Raw genomic sequence first — 14922 nt, 5'->3', positions numbered from 1 at the left:
GAGACAGGAGACAGGAGACAGAATAAATGGGAATTTGGAGGAGGTAGGAGTAAGAATTTTCCCAATATTGTTCTGCCCAACTCTTGACCAAAATCCTGAATTTTTGAACCATTACCACCTAAAACCTTGCATTTTTTCCAGATCTAAAATTGCTCAAACCAATATCAGTCAATAAGCGCGATATTTAATCAGCAAACCCTAATTATCAATTATCCATTATCCATTAATGAAAATAGCATCCTACAAATATAAAAAACCCAGATAAAATTATGGATGTTTTACCAAGATTTTACCGGGGTTATTTCAAGCAAAATAAAGCTAAAAATTATCAAAGGAATAGTAACTTAGATTAAACTAGATTCTTAATTCCCTAAAAAATTAATTAGGTACCAACAGTCCAGGAATTCATATATTCGATTTGTTCTGGAGTCAAAGTATCAATACCAATACCCATTGCTTGTAATTTCAAACGAGCAATTTCCTTATCAACTTCCACAGGAATAGAGTGTAAACCTGGTTCTAATTTACCTTTATTTGTAACTAAATATTCACAAGCTAATGCCTGGTTAGCAAAACTCATATCCATAACTGCACTAGGATGACCTTCAGCAGCAGCCAAGTTAATTAAACGACCTTCACCCAATACAATTACAGACTTACCATTCTTGAGTGTGTACTGTTGAGTGAAAGGTCTAACTGTCTTGATATCAGTAGCATTTTTACCCAAAGTTTCTAGGTCAATTTCAATATCAAAGTGACCAGAGTTACAAACGATCGCTCCATCTTTCATCACATCAAAATGTTCGCCACGGATAACGTGCTTGTTACCAGTAACAGTGATGAATAGATCCCCTAGAGGAGCAGCTTCTTCCATTGGCATAACACGGAAACCATCCATTACTGCTTCAATAGCGCGAACTGGATCGATTTCAGTAACAATTACATTTGCACCTAAACCTCTAGCGCGGAGTGCTGCACCTTTACCGCACCATCCATAACCTACAACAACAGTATTTTTACCAGCTAATAAAACATTAGTAGCACGGATGATACCATCTAGAGTAGATTGTCCTGTACCGTAACGGTTATCGAAGAAGTGCTTAGTGTCTGCATCGTTAACGTTCATGGCAGGGAAAGTCAATACCCCATCATTAAACATTGCTCTTAGACGAACAATACCTGTAGTAGTTTCTTCTGTAGTACCAATGAGGTCAGAAAGTTGTTCTTGTCTCTCTTTAACCATGGTTGCTACTACATCGCTACCATCATCAATAATAATATTAGGTTTATGATCTAGAGCAATTTCAACGTGACGCAGATAAGTTTCTGCATCTTCTCCTTTCATGGCATATACAGAAATACCATAATCTACTACCAAACTAGCAGCTACATCATCTTGAGTAGATAGAGGGTTACTGGCAATTAATACAGCATCAGCACCAGCATTTTTGAGGGCGATCGCTAAATGAGCAGTTTCGGTTGTAACATGACAGCAAGCTGCTAATTTAATTCCGCTTAATGGCTTTTCTTTGGCAAAGCGTTCTTGAATCTGACGTAAAACAGGCATTTCTCTACCTGCCCACTCAATTCTTTGTTTTCCTAAAGGAGCGAGGGACTGGTCTTTTACTTCGTGTTTAATTTGGACTGGTGTTGCAACCATTTGGTTATTTCCTTGAAATTTTATTCTTCGTCAGTATAGCTAATTTTACAAAAGTCGATCAAGAGTGTTAATACGACAAAATTTGTTTTGACATTCATACCAATATATGTTATTGCAGTTTCTTTTCTTCAAGCGATCGGGACTAAGGAATGCTCCGCAAACGAGGGCGTCTCAAAAAAAAATCTACTGATTGCTGTTTGCGCAGCATTCCGCAGGAAAAGCTGATCGTTGATTGCTTCTTTAACATTCTGACTTCTGACTTTATATCAAATCCGGTTATATCATGTCCGGTTGAATAGTTATACTTTGGTGGAAGGAAGGCAGGAGGCAGGAGGCAGGAGGCAGAAGGTTTTCTCAAGAGTGTCACCTTAATTTTATACAGGCTCCGATGCTATCGGACATGATATTAATTGCACATAGAATCCAGCTATATAATATCTAAGGAAGGCAGGAGGCAGGAGGCAGGAGGCAGGAGGCAGGAGGCAGAAGGTTTTCTCAAGAGTGTCACCTTAATTTTATACACGCTCCGATGCTATCGGACATGATATTAATTGCACATAGAATCCAGCTATATAATATCTGTTGATAATTTCTTAAATTACTTCAATATTAGACATCTCCAGAAAAGAGGGAACAGGGAACAGGGAACAGGGAACAGGGAACAGGGAAGAACAATTGATAATTTCTGGATAAGAATTGATTGTCTTTTTGATTTTTGGAGATGTCTATTAGACATCTCTTCCACGGATAGGGTGTAGGGAGGTTGCATGCAACGTCCCTACAGGGAAATAATTGATAATTTCTGTACGATAATTGATTTTATTTTTTATTATTCGAGATGTCTATCTAATCTCCCCCACTCCCCTACTCTCAACTATATAGTATAGTAAGTAGGGTTTGCTGATTAAATCTAAAAGCATTGACATATCAAGGTTGAGCGCATTTTTGAGTTAAAAAAAATCCAAGCTTTTAGGTCGTAATGGTTCAAAAAATTAGCATTTTAGGCATATAGTTGCGCAAAATAATCTCTTGATTATTCTTCCTCCTACCTCCTCTATAATTCCCATTTCTCCTGTCTCCTGTCTCCTGTCTCCTGTCTCCTACCCTCATCCATAAGACTTTTTCAGCAAACCCTAAGTATTCAACCAGATTTGATATCAGCTATACGCGATCGCGTTGGCGTAGGATTTTGTAGGAAAGCGGAACGGATGCTCTATCGTTCTATGGTAACATTTGACTTACAGTTACGCTCACATCGGGAAATACCAAAAGAGAGATATTTTCTGTTTCTGATAAAATAATCTTGTTTTGATAACCAGTTTCAGTAGGTTTCCGAAAAACGTGCAACTGGCGGTCTACAATATCTAAAACCCAATAATCTGCTATTCCTGATCTAGAATAAGTTTTTGCCTTTTTCTGGGTATCAATTCTCAAAGTTGTATCTGCAATCTCAAGTATTAAATAAACTTCTGAAGCTGTTGGATGATGGTCTAAGTAACGTTTTAACGGTGGCATGACAAGAGCGATATCTGGTTCTGGTTCAGAATAATTATTTAATCGGATGGGGTCTTGTGTCCAAACTAAAACTTTCTCTGCTAAAAGATTTTCTAGTAACTTTTGTATTTGCTTTCCAGCTATAACATGGGCAATTCCTTTTGCTGCCATTCTAATTACTTGTCCTTCTATTAACTCTACTCGTTCTTCCGGGTCTAATATTTCTGCTTCAGCCATCAGATAATATTCATCAACTGTCCACAGTCGAAATGTTAAAGGAGTCTCTATTTTCTGCATAGTTGTAATTTCAGTTATCAGTTGGTAGAAGTAGGAAAGGAGGAAATATTGAAAAAAAGGGCTTAAATAACCCTTTTTTCCATTCATTATATGAAAGTATAGCAGTGTGCGCTGGTATATTTACAAATTGTAGGATGTGCCCAATAGCTAAAAGTTTTATATTATCGGCAATTTATTCCCCCCTATTGCTTGTTACCTATTGCCTGTTGCCTGCGCACAGCGCTATATTTTTTTTCAGACAACTCGACACACAAAGCTCATAGTTGCCCAACTATTAATATCTAGAGCATAATCATCAGTGGATAACCCACTTGATTGAACAGCTGATTGACTAGCACTTTGTAAGTCTCGTAATACTGCTTGTGCTACGTTCAAAGGATTTAATACTTCTTGAATTAGCCCATCATCTCTAACTTGACGTACATCTCCATTAAGAGCAGCTATTGTTTCCTTGAATGGTTGATAGCTACAGATAATTAGACTTTCTACCAACCCTTCAGGACCAATTAGTTTCCACCCAAAAGATTGTGTATCTCTAGGAAAATTACTAATCACAGGAGGCATATTTACACTATCTTCTGGAGAGATAGCTAACCCTATTTGTGAAGGTTCGTCATTATTGAGAGGTTGATTAGATGCAGTGGGATCGAGAACAAGAATGCGCCCACTACTGTCTAAACTGAATAACATAAAATAGACTGGGCGGTCGCCGTCATTATACAATCGACATTGAATTCGACTACCAGTTGGTAATGTGAGTAACCCATTAGAAACTCCAAAACTACCTACACCTTGTATATTCGTTTTAAATTTCGCCTCATTACTTACCCCTAAAGTTTCCCGACGCACAACGATCTTTGCTTCTGGAGTAATAGTAGCAAAGTTCGCTCTGACTTTGATTTGAGTCGAACTTTCATTGCTCGTTAAGCGTAGTATTTTAGCTGCTAGCAAAGTTTTTAATTGGGAACTTAACCTTTGTACTGCTACTTTTACTGCTTCTCCTCCTTCTACTCCTTCTCCTACACTATTGGGTATAAGCACCTGGCCTAGAGAAAATAGAGCATAACGACCTTGGTACATTGAAGGTAGAGGAGTAGAGAGACTTTGAGCAATAGTTGTTTCCTGTACTCGACTAAATACATAATCTGCTGCTTGGGTGTTGTTGACTACTGTAACTTGTGACTCTGCGGAGAATCCACTGGTAGCATCTACCCGCTCAATTCTTGACAGTTCCGGAGCTAGAGCAATAGTCAATTCAGTAGTTTTTGGCAAAATGCGAATTTTTTCTCGCACCATTTCTCCTGCCAACAGTTGAGGATTAGGCGAAGATTTTTGTGTTTCGCTGTTTAGATTTTCTCCATTTTCAAATTGCTGTTTTTCCTGTCCTGATAACTCTTGTAACTCTTGTGAGGTATTAGTTTCAATAATTATAGAAGCTTGAGCTGTTAAACCAGTCCGACTGCGAATTTGTAATTGAAATAGGTAGTTGTTTGAGTTTAAATCTGAAGAAGGTACAGTTGTAAATAGGGAATTAGATGTGACTGCATCAAGAATATTAATTGGCAGTCCTCCTAACCAAAGACTTGCGATTTTGCCGTTATCTTCTACTGAGGTAATTACACCACTAGAAGCTGGTAATATGGGACTCAAGAGATTTTGATAACGCGTAGCTACTGGAGTTATAGTAGCTTCTTTAAATTGAGCTATATTTTGTTTTGTTCCTTCTTTGAGTTCCGGTTGCTGATAAGTTCCAGCTAGTTGTTCGACGAAGCTAGTTGCTTGTGCAAAACTAATTTGTAGTTTCGTTGCAGGAGTTGTATGCCATAAATTTTGGGTAAGAGCATAAGTAAATAGACCTGAACTAAAACCATTCCAGTCAGTTTCGGTAGCAAATTGGCTATCTCGACTAGCATTCAGGATCAATCCTGGTAATTGGTTTTGATTAATTAGCTGTCCTCTTGCTAAATTTTGATGATCCCGTAGCAGTGTTTGTATTGCTTTCTCTTTTTTATTAATTTCCTCTGTAGTCGAACTAGGTCGAGAGCGAACTCTGAGAAAACCTTGTAAACTTTGACCAGGATATACATAGCTAGTGTCTAGTACAGTCACTACTTTTGTTGTCTCAAGCGATTGCACTAATAACCATAAAGTTTCTTCTAGTACATCATTTATTGCTTTACCTTCATTGTTTGGAGGTACACCATCTACTGGCACTAGAGTATTTTGAAAAGTTAATTTTGAGGAACTGGACTCATTTTGTTGATCCTCAGTTATCATTTTACTGACACGACTACCATAACCACTAAAGTGAAAGAGAACTAGGTCATCGGGTCTAGCTTGATTAGTTAGATGACTAATAAAAGCTGTTTCTATATTTTCTCTGGTAGCTTGTTTATTTGTGAGAGTGAGAATATCAGTAGGTAAAAAACCAAACTTATGAACTAGCAATTCCTGCTGCATCTCTACATCTGTAATACACCCAGATAGAGGTGCATCCGGATATTCATTAATACCTATTAGAAGTGCTAATTTACGTCCAGTAGTTTCAGCTAAGGCAGTTGAATAACGACTTTGGAGTCGCCACCACCATGCTTCACTTATTCCCAATGCTCCTAGGGCCAAGCTAGCCCTTTGTAGAAATTCACGCCGCTTTAATCCCATGCTTTTTCCTTAAAGTCCTCACCTGAACTGAGTCAATTAAGACTTTTGATAACAACATTATTAATTTTTTACATAGTCGAAGCATTCTGCAGTTAACCAATAGGGACGATCTTCGCCAACTTTAAACACTTGCGAGTTTAGTTTACTACATATTTCAGGTCAGTTCTTAACCAGCCATCAAGTTAATGTAAATTTAATATAGATAACTTGACCGCTTAACTAAACTTACTCAAACTTAATCAAAAGCCTGAAACCTTAGTTGTTCGTAGTGGATCGACCACTACAGGGTTAAGCGGTAAACCCTTTATTCCCTGGTCTAAGACATCTTTACCAATGAATAATTGATAATTGATAATTTATAATTAGAGATAATTTTTATTATTCATTATCCATTAATGAAATATGCATTTAATAATTTATTTTCTCTGGTTTTATACAACCCTCTTGTTACTATTTTTCCACTAAATTTCGGTTTTTGTTCTCCATATTTTGGTAAATCATCCCCATCTAAACAGCTCGATTGAGATGTATAGGATTCTTCGGTAATTATTACTTTTATTCCTCTTAGTTGGGCTTGATACGTTAATATTTCTATTAACCTATAGTGAGGGATATTCACAAATTGTTGATTGTTCTTTTTCCCTAACTTTATTTCTTGTTTCCAATTTTGATTATGCCCAATGATTAAGATGTCTATTTCATGGTTTACACACCAATCTATTACTCTTTTACTTGCTGTATGGAGATAGTTTCCTACTCAAAAATTTCGTTTATGAGTTGATTTTTTTAACCGATTAGAATTACTTTTATTATGGCTATTTAATTGAGATTGTAAACAAGAGCGCTGTTTATGATAAAAGGTGTTAATTGCTTTTAATGGTCTGCCTTTAATCAAAAGAGGTATAGTTCCTGTTTGATTCGTCGTTACAGCTATTAAGTTATTTACCCCTAAATCTACTCCTGCTATTTGTTCGTTTTCTGTTGTTTCCTCCGCTTTTTCATAGACTATTTCTATTATGTAACAGCTACTTTTAGGGATAATTCAGGTTTCTATTATTTCTGTCTGTGAAGTGGGGATTTTTATTTCACTCATAGACAGGTGACAAATTCCTTTTTTTAAGGTTTTTTTGTCAATTGATTCATCTGGATAGGGAAGAATATTTCGGCCTTTTGTATTATGTTTGTATTTGGGGATTTTTGGTTTACCTAAAAATTTATTTGGCTGTTTTTTCCACTCTCTTAAGGCTGAAAAATAACTACTCCAAGCTGAATCTAATCTCCTGATTATTTGCTTACTTACTTTGGTAAGTAAAGCTTGATAATCGTCGCTTTTAGATACCTTGTGATACAGTTCATTAAAATTTAGTTTCTTTTTGTTTTCAAAGAAATATTGGCGATAATAATAGTTAGCTAAATTGAACAGATTTTTAGACAAAAAAGACTTGTGGTCAATTTCCGACCACAAATAATGGGATTTGGTAATAACATGACGTTCAACTAGCTTCATATCTTAATTGTAGCTGATAGTGACTCAATGGATAGACGACTGAACAAACTTACTCATTTTAGTTGGATAGCTATAGTAATGAGTAAGTTTGATGAACTTTAGAGAAGTTTTCACTTTCTGTCTTTACCCCCAATTCTGAGGGGCGGTTGAAAAGCTGACTTTTTGTATAGCTTTTTCAACCTACCTCCAAATTCTGGTACAGTTATGCTTCATAATATCAGGAGTGTACCAGAAAAATTTCTGCTAATATCAGCTAGATGCTTTCATTGCCTTAGCCAACTCTTCAGCGACTTCTGGCCGTGAAAATTCTGGTGGTGGTAACTCACCCCGACGTAACATTTCTCGTACTTTTGTTCCTGATAGATGAATTCGCTCTTCTGGTGAACTTGGACTTGTTTTACTTGTGGCCATACCTTTAGTACGAGTACAGTAGAAAGCGTGTTCAAACTTCATTGGCACAATATCTAACTCTCCGGGCTCAAACTCATCAAAGATATGTTGAGCATCATAAGTACCGTAATAATCTCCTACCCCAGCATGATCTCGACCAACGATGAAATGGGTACAACCATAGTTTTTCCGCACTAAAGCATGAAAAATTGCTTCCCTTGGGCCAGCATAACGCATGGCTGAGGGATTAATGGCCATAATTACTCGGTTTTGAGGAAAGTATTTCTCAAACATAATCTCGTAGCAACGCATCCGGACATCAGCAGGAATATCGTCTGATTTGGTTGCACCTACTAAAGGATGTAGAAATAAACCATCTACTGTTTCTAAAGCACACTTTTGAATATATTCATGGGCGCGGTGGATGGGGTTACGAGTTTGGAAACCTACTACTGTCTTCCAACCTCTTTCTAGGAATAGTTTTCTAGATTCGGCTGGATCGATTTGATATTTGGGAAATAATGGGTGAGAATGACGTTCTAATAACCATACTGGACCTGCTAAGTTAACGGGGCCAGAATCATAGAGAACTTTTACTCCTGGATGTTTGATTTCGTCTGTACGATAGACATTAATTGCTTCATGGGCTTTATTGTAGCGAAACTTTTGAGTTAATTCTAAAACTCCTACAAATTCTCCCTCGGGAGAATCAAGACGCACCCAACTTCCTTCTTTGATTGAATCTGCTACTTCTTCTGAGACTGATAGAGTGACTGGTATACTCCAAGGTAGACCATTTTGAAGACGCATATCAGTAACTACGGTTTCATAGTCTGCCGCTTCCATAAAGCCATTGAGGGGACTAAAACCTCCTATAGCTATCATCACTAGGTCTGAAAGTGCTCGTTTATCTAGTTGTATTTTTGGTAAACTTTCAGCTTTTTCCATGAACTCTTGTCGTTCTGCTGGTGTGGCAATCCGATTAATCAGATGGCCACCGTGTGCTGGTATACCATTGGGATGCTGACTCAAAGCAATTCCTCTCTTTGTTAACTACAGTAGTCGATCAAAATTAGGTTTTCTAATCTCAATCTTACATCTTTGAGAAACCTCTGTCTTCAGATTTTGTTATTAGAAGTTGTTTGAGTTTAAGGTAATGATCGAAGATGCTTTCTTTTTTCTAACTTCTCTAGTTTTAATTAGGGTTTGCTGACAAAGTCTTTTAGTAGGAGACAGGAGAAATGGGAATAAGCGAGGGGGTAAGATTCATTAATTGATAATTGATAATTGATAATGGATAATTGATAATTGATAATTACCTCGGGTTTTAACCGTTACGGAATTGAATATAAGGAGATATTATTTCTTTTCTCTTGGTCGATTGGATCTGGCGCAGGTTTCCTCGCCATCCCATCCTACGGAATGCTCCGCAAACGACCGCTTTTTTCCCTTAAAAGGGGAGACTTCAAGGCGCGAATTATTTAATAATTAATAATTAATAATTAATAATTCGGTAAGAATTGTAAGAATTATTTTTCTGCCCAACTATGCGCCTAAAATACGCTCCTTTTTGAGCATGAAGAGCTGAAACAGGCGCACTTTTTTAGATATCAAAAAGGCTAAAATCTTTATATGTCAATGCTTTTATATTTAATCAGCAAGCTCTAATCATAAATTCCATAAATTCTAACAATTCAACCTTTTTTCCTCTTTAATATTTCTGTTTTTCTTTCCCTATTCCCTATTCCCTGTTCCCTATTCCCTATTCCCTGTTCCCTAAAAGTTTTCAATATCTCACAACTCAAATCATATTGCTATAAATGTAAGCATTCAGCCGTCAGCCATCAGCTATCAGCTATTGCTTTTAATTTAGGATAAAAGCTTTATGAATTGTCTTACTACAAAAGTTGGCTCCCTTGCCCTTAAAGTCAGTTGTTAATTTAAACACTTTCTTTAAGGAGAGAGTCTTGTTGCTGAAGTCCGCAGTTCCTCCGGAGGAGGCTAGCTGACAGCTAATAGCTGAATGCTTACCTATAAATTAATTATCAATAATAAAATATGAAATTATTACCAGTTTTTTCTGTTCTCTAATTTGCAGAGATTTTCCATACAATCTAAATAGGACGACTACATAGAAAAAAAGTCAAAATTAAATCATATAAAGTTATGTAAATAAAATGTCGTCTTAAATGTAAATAATTTGACAAAAACTGATTTTATAAATTAGTATTATCTAAATTAAGAAGTTTGCCAAACTACAAAATTCAACTAGGTAAACTATTAGCAATCTTTGATAATGAGTGCTAAAAATACGCCATTATATTTTGAGGACAAATTCAAGGTTTTGCATTTGAATTAATTGAGGTCAATAAATTAGCACTCACCTTGAAAGACTGCTAACTTGAATGTATCTAAAATATAGTTACAATATCAAAAATAATTAGAGAGGAAAAATAGAAATGCAGTATACTTTTGAGCTTTTAGGTATTTCTCCAATCTTACATTTTTTTAATCACCAACAAAAACTGCAAGTAGAAAAAAACTTAACTGTAGAATATCTAGGAAATCATCAATGTTCTTTAGATGTGTTTATAAAATCTGTCGAAAATGTTTCTATCCATCGTGGTTGGAGAGTAGATAAAGTTGTCGAAACAGTGATTAATTTTTGGATGAATAACGCTGATAGTATTCAGTATTGGAATTCTCGCTTAAAAGATGCTGGGGAGGAAAATCTTTTAGTGGCAAGAGTGGGAGATATTAAATCTTTCAGGCAATCCTTTGAATTTTTACTAAATAATTAGGTCGTTTTGGTGCAAGTCTGGATATATTTCATTCGCCAATATAATGTCTACAAAAGACGGGCAATAAAAGTAATATTTTCAGACTTTTTATCTGTAAAATTGAAATTTGAAATTTCCTTAATTCAGATAAGTTAGTAATATTGCATAAATTTAGGTAAACTCGTGATTTTTTTATCTAAGATCGTTTCCGGATAAGAGTGTGACAAAAAAACTTTCTACAACTTAAAACTCCTTCTTCTTCCCTCCTGAGAGAATTACTTTGATAAGGTATTAGGTGTTAGGTGGTAGGTGGTAGGTATAATAAATAGGGCTTGCTGAAAAAATCTTATGGGTGAGGGTAGGAGACAGGAGACAGGAGACAACCCACCCCTCGCCCCTCCCCCTCCGGTGGAGGGGAAGACAGGAGAAATGGCTTGGGAGCGAGGAGGTAGTAGTTAAGAATTGTCCCAAGATTGTTCTGCCCAACTATGCACCTAAAATACGCTCCTTTTTGAACGTGAAGAGCTGAAACAGGCGCACTTTTTTCGATCCTAAAAAGGTTAAAATCTTTACCTGTAAATGCTTTGATATTTAATCAGCAAGCCCTAAATAAACAGTGAAGATTTTTCAATTCCGTTAAGCATCTATATTTTACTGTAACAATCTTTCTTGAATTTGGTCTAATAAAAAAAATTGGTATAGCAGTTTAAGGACAGGGCGTGGACATATCAAAAACTTAAAACTCAGACAAAGCCAGATTTTTTCTTTTTCCTTCTTCCTTCTGATTAAAGAATTACAACTTGAGGTGCTAATAATAAATTTTCTTCGGATTTGATTAACTGTCCAATACCGAGAAAGACACCTTCAATATTGTATACTCGCAGAGGATTTTCAGTTTTTTCGTCTTCTATTTCCCATTTTTTCTGATAAGGTAAACGTTGACCTTGACACCATCTTTTGGCATCCTCAAGAACTAAAGCGATCGCTTGTAAATGTGCCAATGCTACCTCCGGTGATAAGAGACTAAAAGTTTTTTGTTGCAGTTGAGTTTCTATCTCCTCAAAAGTCAGACTATCTTTCAAACAAAAGCCACTACTTTCTGTTCGAGTTAAAGAAGCTAAAGTTCCTCCAGTATTTAAAACTGCACCTAGATCACGAGCGATCGCCCGAATATAAGTTCCAGTACCACAAGCGATCGCTAAATCTAGCTCAGGAAAATCTCCACTTCGCCAGTCAAGAATTTCTAAACTAGATACTTCTACAACCCGAGTCGGAATTTCAACAGTTTTTCCCTGACGAGCTAAATCATAAAGTCGCTTTCCTTCTACCTGTATTGCACTATAGCTAGGAGGCATTTGTTCAATTTTTCCTAAGAAATTTGGCAGCACCGCTTCTATATCAGACAATGTTAACTGTGGCGCTAGTGTAGATTTAACAATTTCTCCCTCTAAATCATCAGTAGTTGTAATGACACCAAATTTAACTGTGGCAGAATAAGCTTTTTCTGAGCGTAGAAACTGTAATAATCTAGTTACCTTTCCTACAGCAATAGGTAAGACACCAGTAGCAGCAGGATCGAGAGTTCCTCCATGTCCAACACGCTTGAGACGTAGTAACTTTCTTACTTTTGCTACACAGTCATGGGAAGTCATGCCAGATGGTTTATTGAGATTGAGAAAGCCTTGCATTATATTGTTATTCCATCCATAATTTTTCGTTATAGCGCTGTGCGCAGGCAACAGGCAACAGCTCCGGAAGGCAACAGGGGGAATAAATTGCCTATAATATAAGACTTTTAGCTATTTGGCCTCTCCTGCAATTTGTAAATATACCAGCGCTCATTGCTATATTCTTTAGTTTTATATCAGGTCTCATTAATTAGGGCTTGCTGATTAAATATAAAAGTCTTTACTGATATTGGTTTTAGGCTTTTTAGGTAGTGAAAAAGTACCCCTGAACTCCCCTAAGAATGCTCAAAAATTGAGTATTTGGGTAAGAATTGGGTAGACTTGGGCCGGGGATAATTTTTCCTTTGTATGTCTTCTACAACTCCTGATTCCTCTTGACTCTTAACTACTCCCTACTCCCTACTCCCTACTCCCTACTCCCTGTCGAGCGCAAAAAGACTTTTGAGCGCAAACCCTAATTAGGGCTTGCTGATTAAATATCACGCGCATTGACTGATATTGCTTTGCTGCCTTTTTTGGCCTTTAAAAAGTGCAAGGTTTTTGGCTGTTTTTGCCTCAAAATGCTAATACTTTTCCCCTGAGTATCAAAAAAATTGGCCGTAGCAGATAGTCTAAACTGTTCCCTGTTCCCAGTTAAGTGTTCCCTGTTCCCTATCATCACAATCAGACTTTTGAGCGCAAACCCTAATTAGACGTAAATATTAATGATCTTGATCAATTATCTTGAAAATCTATCAAATTTCCCCCTACTCCCTACTCCCTACTCCCTACTCCCTAATATAAGAAGGAGTCAGGAGACAGGAGACAGGAGACAGAATTTTAGAAGAAAATCATAGCTGCCGTGATTGAATAATCATGTATAGCAAGTATTTATGCGTAAATTTTTTACTCGGAATTTGATGAACGAAAAAAGTAATTAAGATGATTTGCATAGTATAAATACTTACCAAACTACGGGTTCATATACTACTTTTAATGTTACGCTCTTGACGTGCGTGTGGGTGGGCTCAAAATGTTAATACTTTTCCCCTGAGTATCAAAAAAATTGGCCGTAGCAGATAGTCTAAACTGTTCCCTGTTCCTAGTTAAGTGTTCCCTGTTCCCTATCATCACAATCAGACTTTTGAGCGCAAACCCAAATTAGAAGTAAATATTAATGTTCTTCATCAATTATCTTGAGCATCTATCAAATTTCCCCCTACTCCCTACTCCCTAATAAATTTTATTTGTGGGTATTTAAAGAAAGATGATATCATATCATGTTCCCCCGGAGGGGGAGCTACGCTAACGGATAATTAGTGATAAAAAACCTTCTCCCTTTGAACCTTTATTTCCCTTCTGCCCTCTGCCTTCTGCCCTCTGCCTTCCTTAGATAATAGTAAAGTCTAGATCGCCTTCTACAACATTCAACACTATTGCCAGATAATCTTCATCATCATTCCTCAACCTAATAGCTACACCATTTTCTCCACCTACAACAGTTGTCTCAAATTCTATGTCACTAAGCGCTAAACCATCAATTAATCCAATTTGATCGTCTTCTTCAGGGTTATAGTCTGTAATAATATCTGCATCTGATGGACTGAGACCACCTGTGTTTTCATTAATAGCAAATAAATCTTCTCCTGTTCCTCCTGTTAAAATATCAGAGTCGCGATCGCCTACTAGAGTATCATCACCTTCACCTCCATCTAGAAAATCATCTTCTTTACCTCCGAAGAGGCTATCATCTTCTAAACCACCAAAAAGACAGTCATTACCTTTATTACCATAAAGTGTATCTTCATTTTCTTCACCAAATAGAGAGTCATTATTCCTACCACCCCACAATGTGTCGCTACCATCACCACCTAAAATATAATCCTGTTGTTGACCGCCGAGTAGGGAGTCATTACCTGTACCTCCGAGCAAAGTATCATTATCTCCTTCTCCAAAAATTCTATCTCCTCCGCCTCTACCTTCTATAGAATCTCGACCTCCCATTCCCATAATGAGGTCTGCCCCTGCTGTACCGTTGATACTGTCATCCTCTTCTGTACCGAGAATTTCATTAAATTGATTTCCAGAACTCCCACTTCCATCGGTGCTTGTGCCATTACCGCCCCCATTACCATTACTACCTCCATTACCACCTCCTGGAATTGATTCATCCATAATCGAAGGCCCAAAAAAACTAACTAGATTGATTACACCGTTAAAAAGCTCTTCTTCTGTTGCTGTGACCATAAAACTCTACTGAATAACTTCTTTGTAAATTATATTTACATTTTTGACATTCTCTTCCATGATGAACGACTACCTCCTCTATAACTCCCCTAAACTTTTTACTCTTAACTACTCCCTACTCCCTACTCCCTACTCCCTTCCTTCACTAACAGACTTTTGAGCGCAAACCCTAATTAAAGTTAATTTTGAAGGGAGAAACTAAGGTAATGTCAGATTGGC

General features: G+C 37.0%; 9 protein-coding genes and 1 pseudogene. 1 reads left to right on the top strand and 9 read right to left on the bottom strand.

The window, feature by feature from the left end:
* Positions 1 to 382 precede the first annotated feature (382 nt).
* The 7 genes and pseudogenes from ahcY to sat form a co-directional block, all read right to left on the bottom strand.
* Complete coding sequence (gene ahcY / locus F6K54_RS13765; protein WP_293078344.1) at positions 383 to 1660, bottom strand: adenosylhomocysteinase; 1278 nt, start codon at positions 1658 to 1660, stop codon at positions 383 to 385.
* A 1221-nt stretch (positions 1661 to 2881) separates the two neighbouring features.
* On the bottom strand, positions 2882 to 3451 hold the full coding sequence (locus F6K54_RS13760; protein ID WP_293078343.1) for a Uma2 family endonuclease: 570 nt from the start codon (positions 3449 to 3451) through the stop codon (positions 2882 to 2884).
* A gap of 234 nt (positions 3452 to 3685) precedes the next feature.
* Positions 3686 to 6112: a caspase family protein gene (locus F6K54_RS13755; RefSeq protein ID WP_293078341.1), complete on the bottom strand. Its 2427-nt coding sequence runs from the start codon at positions 6110 to 6112 to the stop codon at positions 3686 to 3688.
* Positions 6113 to 6497: 385 nt separating this feature from the next.
* Positions 6498 to 6851 (bottom strand): annotated as a pseudogene (locus F6K54_RS13750) (IS200/IS605 family accessory protein TnpB-related protein); the annotation flags it as partial.
* A gap of 18 nt (positions 6852 to 6869) precedes the next feature.
* Positions 6870 to 7121, bottom strand: a complete 252-nt coding sequence (locus F6K54_RS42925; RefSeq protein ID WP_366558133.1) for a transposase — start codon at positions 7119 to 7121, stop codon at positions 6870 to 6872.
* Between the two features lie 33 nt (positions 7122 to 7154).
* Positions 7155 to 7619 (bottom strand): hypothetical protein, encoded by a 465-nt coding sequence (locus F6K54_RS13745; protein ID WP_293078339.1) that lies wholly within the window; start codon positions 7617 to 7619, stop codon positions 7155 to 7157.
* A 249-nt stretch (positions 7620 to 7868) separates the two neighbouring features.
* Positions 7869 to 9041: a sulfate adenylyltransferase gene (gene sat / locus F6K54_RS13740; protein ID WP_293078337.1), complete on the bottom strand. Its 1173-nt coding sequence runs from the start codon at positions 9039 to 9041 to the stop codon at positions 7869 to 7871.
* A gap of 1427 nt (positions 9042 to 10468) precedes the next feature.
* Here sat and F6K54_RS13735 point away from each other — a divergent pair.
* The gene (locus tag F6K54_RS13735; RefSeq protein WP_293078335.1) at positions 10469 to 10810 is read left to right on the top strand and encodes a hypothetical protein; all 342 of its coding nucleotides are present in this window, start codon (positions 10469 to 10471) and stop codon (positions 10808 to 10810) included.
* A gap of 764 nt (positions 10811 to 11574) precedes the next feature.
* On the opposite strand, the gene truB is transcribed toward F6K54_RS13735, so the two are convergent.
* Positions 11575 to 12477, bottom strand: a complete 903-nt coding sequence (gene truB / locus F6K54_RS13730) for a tRNA pseudouridine(55) synthase TruB (RefSeq protein ID WP_293078333.1) — start codon at positions 12475 to 12477, stop codon at positions 11575 to 11577.
* 1368 nt (positions 12478 to 13845) lie between these two features.
* A complete protein-coding gene (locus F6K54_RS13725) occupies positions 13846 to 14703 on the bottom strand; it encodes a calcium-binding protein (protein WP_293078331.1) in 858 nt (285 codons plus the stop codon).
* Positions 14704 to 14922 lie beyond the last annotated feature (219 nt).

It is taken from the genome of Okeania sp. SIO3B5, from assembly GCF_010692555.1.
In the GTDB taxonomy this organism is placed as follows: Bacteria; Cyanobacteriota; Cyanobacteriia; order Cyanobacteriales; family Microcoleaceae; genus Okeania.
The sequence above is the reverse complement of the archived record's forward strand: the minus strand, read 5'-3'. Positions and strand labels throughout refer to the sequence as shown.

Coding starts and splice junctions, on each gene's coding strand:
- F6K54_RS13725 (WP_293078331.1), bottom strand. CDS start 14,703: ATGGTCACAGCAACAGAAGAAGAGCTTTTTAACGGTGTAATCAATCTA.
- F6K54_RS13760 (WP_293078343.1), bottom strand. CDS start 3,451: ATGCAGAAAATAGAGACTCCTTTAACATTTCGACTGTGGACAGTTGAT.
- ahcY (WP_293078344.1), bottom strand. CDS start 1,660: ATGGTTGCAACACCAGTCCAAATTAAACACGAAGTAAAAGACCAGTCC.
- F6K54_RS13755 (WP_293078341.1), bottom strand. CDS start 6,112: ATGGGATTAAAGCGGCGTGAATTTCTACAAAGGGCTAGCTTGGCCCTA.
- F6K54_RS13745 (WP_293078339.1), bottom strand. CDS start 7,619: ATGAAGCTAGTTGAACGTCATGTTATTACCAAATCCCATTATTTGTGG.
- truB (WP_293078333.1), bottom strand. CDS start 12,477: ATGCAAGGCTTTCTCAATCTCAATAAACCATCTGGCATGACTTCCCAT.
- F6K54_RS13735 (WP_293078335.1), top strand. CDS start 10,469: ATGCAGTATACTTTTGAGCTTTTAGGTATTTCTCCAATCTTACATTTT.